We start from the raw sequence: 7,177 nt of genomic DNA, 5'->3' as shown, positions 1-7,177 counted from the left end.
TTTGAAAAGGAACTGCAATCACCGCTCAACAGCCGCATGCTGAGCTGCCCGACGCGAGGCAACTGGAGCAGTTTCCAACTGGTCGATGAGTTTGGCTCGGGGCAAGCCTATGAGGGATTGGCCTATGTTGCGGTCGATTCGGAGGGACAAGCATTCAATGGATATCTGGATGCCAATGGCATCGGCAGAGTCGACAGCTATTGCGCAGGTCCGATTTCCTTACGTTTCGAACAGCCTTACGAAGGACAAGAAAATTTCTATAACTATTTGCAGGCTAGAACCCATTACCCCCTGAAAATCACCGAACTCCAGGTTCGCGCCGAACAAACCCGATACCGCAATCCCGGCGCCACCCGTAACCGCGAACAACCCATACCGGACGGCGACGCATACATACAGGTCGAGGTACGCCATCTGGTTCGGCATGTCGCTCATCTGCCCCCCGAGGTCTATCGCCACTACCCCGCCGACAGCGGCCTGGCCGCAATCATGGGCAAGCACGCCGAGGTCGGCGTCGCCCTGGCCTCGCGCAAGCACACGGTGCTGGAAATTCGCGCGTTGCGGGCCTTGCGCCCGATGCTGTCGACGGCGCCGGAGTTCTGCGCACTCAACCTGTATCAACTGGCATTGATGGCCACCCTGAGTTACTGCCCTTTTGGCCAGAAACCCGCCACCGCGCCGATCAAGGAGCCCCGGGTGGCCTTCCCTGATCAACCCAGTGTGGGCAACTGGTTCGCCGATGCCCTGGCCAAGGCCGATGAACTGTGGCGCGTCGACCCCGGGCAAAAGAATGCCTTTTACCCCTTGTATGAGGACGTGGCGTATTCGAGAAGACTGGAAATCGTGCCGTTCGATCCGGTGCTATATGAAGTCAATAACCCGGCACTGGGTGCGGAACAGGAGCACCCAGAGAAAGTCCACTTCCTGGACGACAGGCTCCTCGGTAAAGAAGCAACCGATACCCAGGCGTTCATTACTCACAATGACGAACTGATTCTGATCGCGGTGCGTGGGACCTTCGAGATCATTCCTGACGGATTACGCGATGCCGATGCATTACAAGTGCCGTTCGAGGAAGGAGAGGGTCGGGTCCACCGCGGTTTCTATCAGGCAGCAAAAAAAGCTGCGGCATTCGCAATCAGCTATCTAGACCGATTCTACGCCGGCCAAAAACTGATCATCTGCGGCCACAGCCTCGGCGGTGCAATCACCCTGCTGCTCGCGGAAATGCTGCGCCGCAGGTCCGAAGCCTACAACATCCAGCTCTACACCTACGGCGCCCCCCGCGCCGGCGACACGGTATTCACCCAGGCAGCCGCCCCGCTGGTGCATCACCGCATGGTCAACCATAACGACCCGGTGCCAAGCGTGCCAGGCAGCTGGATGAACACCAAGGCCGGGGTCTACGGGACTGGTGCGGCGTTGATGTTTACCAATGTGCCGGTCGGGCTGTCGGTGTTCGTCGCGGGGATCACCAACTGGACCGGCGAGGCCTACGATCACCATGGCAGCCTGCATCACGCCATGCCGGTGGAGTTCGGGCGTCAGCAGACGTCATCGATCCTGTGGCAGCCGGGCTGCGACACCATCACCCAGCACGCCGCGTGCACCCTCGCGCTGCAGCAGCAAAACGGCCTGCCGGACCGGCCGGGATTGCTGCGGCAGATCTTCAATGCCGGGCATCACTCGATGGTCGGCGGCTATGTCCCGGCGTGCTGGGCGGCCTTGCGCCGTTGGCAGCAGGCCCATGAAACGAGTCGCACGCGGGTCACCGATCGCGAGTTCGAATGGGTGCAAGAGGCGCTGGTGCGCATTACCCGGCAATTGCGCGCCGCCCGTCAGGACCTGGTGGCCCGGCCAGCGGCCTATGTGCGCACCCAGGAGCGCAAGATCGAAGCGATCAACCACGAGGTCAGTCGTATCGAGACCACCCATGCGCGCCTGAGCGCCCTGCGGCACAAACGGGTCAGCGCAACGGACGTTTATGGCCTGCTCGCCGAACAGCCGCAACTGCTCGCCGAGTGCCTGCAACGCTGGCGCGTACACCCGGAAAACCTCAAGGAAGAACAGCTCGCACGGGCGCCGGACAACGCCAGCAACGATGCGCTGCTGACGTCACTTTTCGGGCACCCGGTCGGTGCACCGCATACGCTCGATATCGACTCGATCATCTAACCCGACTTCATGCACATCACCCTTGTGGGAGCGAGCCTGCTCGCGAAAGCGCCGTATCAGCCAACAACGATGCTGGATGAAACACCGCCTTCGCGAGCAGGCTCGCTCCCACAGGGTTATGGGCAGGTTTAACCCTGGGGATACCAGACAAGCCGCTCCGCTGCAGGATTGCTTTCTTCCACCGCAAAGCCCAGCGCCAGATAATGCCGCCGCGCATGCGGGTTGCTGGTCCAGACCACCGTCGCCACCGGGCAACGCACCTGTTGCGCGGCTTTCTGTACGCCTTGCAGGACGGCGCGGCCATAACCCTGGCCGCGTGCCTGGGGGATGAATGCCAGGTACAGCACACGAATCTCGTTGGGGCCGAAGTCGGTACTCAACGCACCGATCGCCGTGCCGAGTTTTTCCACCACGTAGTGCATGGCGGCGGGGTAGTTGTCGCCCATGCCCTGCTCCTGCACCTGAAACTGTTGGGCGACCACTTGTTGTATCAGCTCCTGCTCGCCGTCGATCCACTGCAAATCCGGCCGCGCCGTCTGATACAGGCTGTGCAGAAACGGCCCGTCGGTTGCCCGCGAAGGCCGCACCACCAATCCGTCTGCCGCCACCCCTGCACTGTCCGCCATCGTCCTCTCCCTTTCAGAAACCGCTTTCCCTGACCCCCAGCGCCGCCAACCGGCGCCAGGCCACACCGAGTACCGACTCACCGCTGCCCTGAATCACCACCACGCCGCGCAAAGGTTGCACCGGCGTCGCTGGCTCATCAACCGCGCTCAGCCGCACGCCGTACTGCGCCTGCAGCGGTTCTGCGCGTTGCTGTTGATCGCGGCGCACGGCGATCGGGCCGTGGTGATCGGAGGTCAGTGCCTCCTGATCGACATAGGCCACACCGTTGGTATCGATTTCATTGAGTTGCACGGCGAGCGCCGGGTGCATTGGATCGTCGGCAATGAAGCGGCCACTGGCCCCGGGGGTGACTCGCCACAGTTCCGATTCGGCCAGATACCCGCGCAACCGTGCGCCGTCTTCGACCACCCGCGCCAGCGCATCATGGGTCGACAGCCAGCGCCCCGGCTTCAGGTCAGGCAGCAGATCACGCACGCGACCGGCATGCGGCGCCCGCAGCAGCAAACGCTCGCGCTGTGCGCTCAAGCCGCGATATTCGGCCACCGCCTCAGCCAGTTTCTGCTCGATGATACTGGCGTCGGCGGCGGTTTCGCTGCGTCCTGCCTGACGGCGCATCAGCAACTGCTGGATCTGGATTTCCCGGCGGACGATAGCCAGTTTCGAATCGAGATCCGGAGACTCCAGTTCGATCAGCACATCGCCCTGGGCGACTTGTTGCCCATCCGCCACTTTCACCGCCTTCACCCGCGCCGACGCTGGCGCATGCAGGGCACTGGTGCGTCCGGCTTCGAGCATGGTCGGCAGCTCCACGGCGCTGCGCCACGGCACGATCAGCACCAGCAACAGACCAAGCACCGCGAGACTGCTCAGCAGCACCCGCGGGCCATGGGCCTGCTCGCGGCGGGTCCACCATTGGCGCCACTCATTCATGATCGGCAGGACGATGAACCACACCAGTTCCACCAGCATCAGGAAAATCCCCAACACCTTGAAAAACAGGTGATAGACCGCCAGCGCGATCCCGAAAAACAACGCAGCACGCCACAACCACGAGCCATACCCCCAGATCAGCAAACGCCGTTGCATCTTCGGCGACCAAGGCTCCGGCGCCGGAGCGCCATAGCCGAACAAAAATTCGCGTAACCGCCAGCGACACAGGGCAAAGGCTCGCCCTTGAAGGTTGTCGACCTCCCACAGATCGCTGAGCAGAAAATAGCCATCAAAACGCATGAACGGGTTGAGGTTGACCACCAGCGTAGTGATCCACGTGGCGCTGGCGAGCATGAACGCAGCCGTGCGCCCGGGGCCATCGGGCAACAGCGACCAGGCCAGCAGCGCGATACACGCCAGCAGCAGTTCCGCGAGCACCCCACCGGCACCGATCAGCAACCGCGTGCGCCGATCATTGACTCGCCAGGCATCGCTGACATCGGTGTAGAACATCGGCAGCAACACCATGAACGCCACGCCCATACTCTGCACCCGACACCCGGCGCGTTTGGCCATGAACGCATGGCCGAACTCGTGGCACAGCTTGGCAAAAAACAACGCAACGCCGAACGCCAATGCGCCGCCAAGGCTGAACAGGTGCGGAAATGTACCGACAAACCGCTGCCAGTCCCGCGACACCAGAAACACCCCCAGACCCAGCGTCACTGGCAAACCGTAACGCAGCACGCGCGGGCCGAAGCGCTCCAGCCAGGGCCACACACGGTTGAGAAAGGCGTCCGGGCGCCACAACGGAATGCGGAAAAACAGGTATTGATGCAGCAGGATTTTCCACAGGCTCTGCCGTTGCGCGAGGGCCTTGAGCGAGTAACTGGCACGCTGCTGATCGTCGAGGGCGCTGATCAGGTCATGCCCGCGTAGAAACGTCAGCAGTTGCTCCAACTCGACGCCGTCCAGCGGCAGGCCCGGTTCGCGATTGGCGGCGCGCAGCACTTGCTCGGCATCGCCCAGCGACCAGTGCCGCAACAGACGCATTGCCGCCGTGCCGAGTTTGAAATAGCGACCGCGCACCGGATCGGCCAGCGTCCAGCGCGGCGAACCGTCCAGTGCCGGCGCCGCGGGCGACAGTTGCAGGTCGGCACGCAGGCTCGGCAGATTCATTTACAGGCCCACGCTCTGGCGCAGACCGGCCAGTGGCCGACGCAGCAGGTACAAGGCCAGCGGGGCGCGATCACCGAAAATTTTTGCCGTGCCGCGCAGACCGATACGCGGTGGCGCATCAGCAAAATTGGCGTCGAGCCGATATGCAAGCTGCCCGCCCGCCGTCGGTTGCGCCTCGTAGGCCGAGCGCTCCAGCGTGGCGAGGTGGCGCTGCAACGGATCGCTGTCGAGAAACAGCGCGACTTCGGCACCCGGCGCTAGTGCAATCGCGTCGCCCACCGCCAGTTCGATGCGCAGTTCGGCCTGATTCGGGTCGGCGATTTCCATCAGCCGCTCGCCGGTCTGCACCGGTTTGCCGGTCAGACGTTCGGCATCGGCGAACACTGCAATCCCGTCACGCTCCGCGCGCACTTCGCTGCGCGCCAGCAGTTCGCGGGCGTAATCGCGCTCGGCGCGTTTTTGCTCGGCCCGAGCGGCGAGCAAATCGACCCTGGCACTGGACTCGGCATCGGCAAACGAACGTTGCGAGTTGGATTTCAATTCCGCTTCCGCCACGCCCAAGGCACGCTCGGCCACATCGGCCTGGGCCTTGAGAGTGGTGCTTTCAAACCGCAGCAGCAGATCGCCGGTTTTCACCGGTTGATTGGGCTTGACCAGAAACTCGGCGATCACCCCGTCCAGCGGCGCCGCGACCACGCGCCCGCCCTGCGGCACCACCTCCGCCGGAGCCAATACCGACTGGCGCACCGGGATCAGTAACCCGAGCAACAGCACCGCCACCAGCGCCACCTGACGCTTGCGCGTCCAGCGCAGACGCCACGGTTTGCGCGGTTGCAGCGCCAGCCAGGCGTGACTGTAGGTGTCGCCCAGTTGCGACAGCAGCACTTGTTCGGAAGGGTTCCACGGCACATCGCGGGCCAGCCACAGACCGCCGAACACCTCGCCCTGGCGATCGATCAATGGCAGCCAGAACACCTGCGCCGCCGACAGCGAGCGCCAGTCGGCCTGAATCGACTCGGCAAACAGTTGCGGCGTGATCACCCGCGCCTGCTTCAGCACATCCTGCTGGAACAACTGCGCCACGGCTTGCTCGACAAACGCCACGAACGGCGCATTCGGCTCCACCGCACTGACGCCGGTCACTGCCTGCACTTTGCCGGCAATCAGCAGTGCTGCATGACGAAAGCCGAACAGCGACTGGCCGTCATTGACCAGACTGTAGGCCAGTTGCGAGGCATCGCGGGCGGCACGGGTCTGCCGTTCGAGGTCAAGGAACCGCGCGAACACCTGCTCGGCAGCGCCGGCGACCGGGGCGTTCATTTAAGCTCCGCAAAATGCGCCGTGCCGCTCATGCCGGCAAGCAAGCCTTTGGCTTCGGGAAGTGTGGCGACCAGCAACAGCGTCTGGCTGCCCTCGTCGATACGCGCACCGAGGCGCTTGACCGTGGCATCGAGCGGCTGGCCGGTTTCGTCGGGGACAAAGCTGAAGGTCTGGCCGGGTTTAAGTCTGGCCATCCAGCGCGACGGCACCAGCAGATGGATTTCGAGGGTGCGGTTGTCCACCACGTCCAGCAGCGGCGCGCCGGCCGCCACGCTTTCGAAACGCTGGACCTTGCGCTCCACCACTTGCCCGTCGAAAGGCGCGACCACGCTGCAGCGTTTGACCTGAACCTGATAAACCTGAGATTGCGCCTGGGTTTCGCTGACCTTGGCCTCGGCCCGCGCCACTTCGAAACGCCCGACGGAATTGAGCGCGGCCAACTGCCTGTTGTGCGCCAGCTCTTCACCGGCACCGCGATTGGCAGCCTGCGCTGCATTGAGCTGAGCCAGATACGCCGAGCAATCGAACTTCGCCAGCACATCGCCCTTCTTGAACGACTCACCCTCGCTGAACGGCAACTCGACAATCCGCCCCGACAGCTCGCTGGCCAGTACCGCCTGATCCCGCGCCCGCAACACCCCTCGCGCCTCACTGCTCGCCGTGGTTGCCGCAGGCGCTGCGTTATCCAGCAGCGGATCGTCTGGCCCGGGCGTTTGCGCCTGAACTGCACACGTAACAAAGGTCAATCCGATAACCCAACCGCGCAAACGCTGCATAACCGCTACTCCCTGACGGATGAGCGGAGTCTACGACAGCGGGGATTAGCGTCAAGCGAAAGGCCATCATTTCTGGTCAAGCGAATTATTGGTAGCGATCCCCACCGGATACACCGCCTCCCCTCCCCCACCCAACGCCTTGTACAACCCGACCATCGCCAGCGACACCC

Annotated in this window: 5 protein-coding genes; 1 reads left to right on the top strand and 4 read right to left on the bottom strand. The window is 63.3% G+C overall.

Going from position 1 to position 7,177, the window contains the following annotated elements:
* On the top strand, nucleotides 1-2,175 hold a 2,175-nt coding region (locus DBR18_RS12190; RefSeq protein WP_256588688.1), incomplete at its 5' end, for a lipase family protein.
* Nucleotides 2,176-2,303: 128 nt separating this feature from the next.
* Here the strand turns inward: DBR18_RS12190 and DBR18_RS12185 are convergent.
* The 4 genes from DBR18_RS12185 to DBR18_RS12170 are packed head-to-tail and all read right to left on the bottom strand — an operon-like array spanning nucleotide 2,304 to nucleotide 7,007.
* Nucleotides 2,304-2,801 carry a GNAT family N-acetyltransferase gene (locus DBR18_RS12185; protein ID WP_108590500.1) on the bottom strand — a complete coding sequence of 166 codons (498 nt, stop codon included), beginning with the start codon at nucleotides 2,799-2,801 and terminating at the stop codon, nucleotides 2,304-2,306.
* A gap of 13 nt (nucleotides 2,802-2,814) precedes the next feature.
* Nucleotides 2,815-4,911, bottom strand: coding sequence for a biotin/lipoyl-binding protein (locus DBR18_RS12180; RefSeq protein ID WP_108590499.1), 2,097 nt, complete (start codon nucleotides 4,909-4,911; stop codon nucleotides 2,815-2,817).
* A complete protein-coding gene (locus tag DBR18_RS12175) occupies nucleotides 4,912-6,231 on the bottom strand; it encodes an efflux RND transporter periplasmic adaptor subunit (RefSeq protein ID WP_108590498.1) in 1,320 nt (439 codons plus the stop codon).
* Nucleotides 6,228-7,007: an efflux RND transporter periplasmic adaptor subunit gene (locus DBR18_RS12170; RefSeq protein ID WP_108590497.1), complete on the bottom strand. Its 780-nt coding sequence runs from the start codon at nucleotides 7,005-7,007 to the stop codon at nucleotides 6,228-6,230. The genes DBR18_RS12175 and DBR18_RS12170 overlap by 4 nt, the downstream gene beginning before the upstream one ends.
* Nucleotides 7,008-7,177 lie beyond the last annotated feature (170 nt).

It is taken from the genome of Pseudomonas sp. HMWF021 (genome assembly GCF_003061005.1).
Lineage (GTDB): Bacteria > Pseudomonadota > Gammaproteobacteria > Pseudomonadales > Pseudomonadaceae > Aquipseudomonas.
This window is presented reverse-complemented; position numbering and strand designations above follow the sequence as displayed.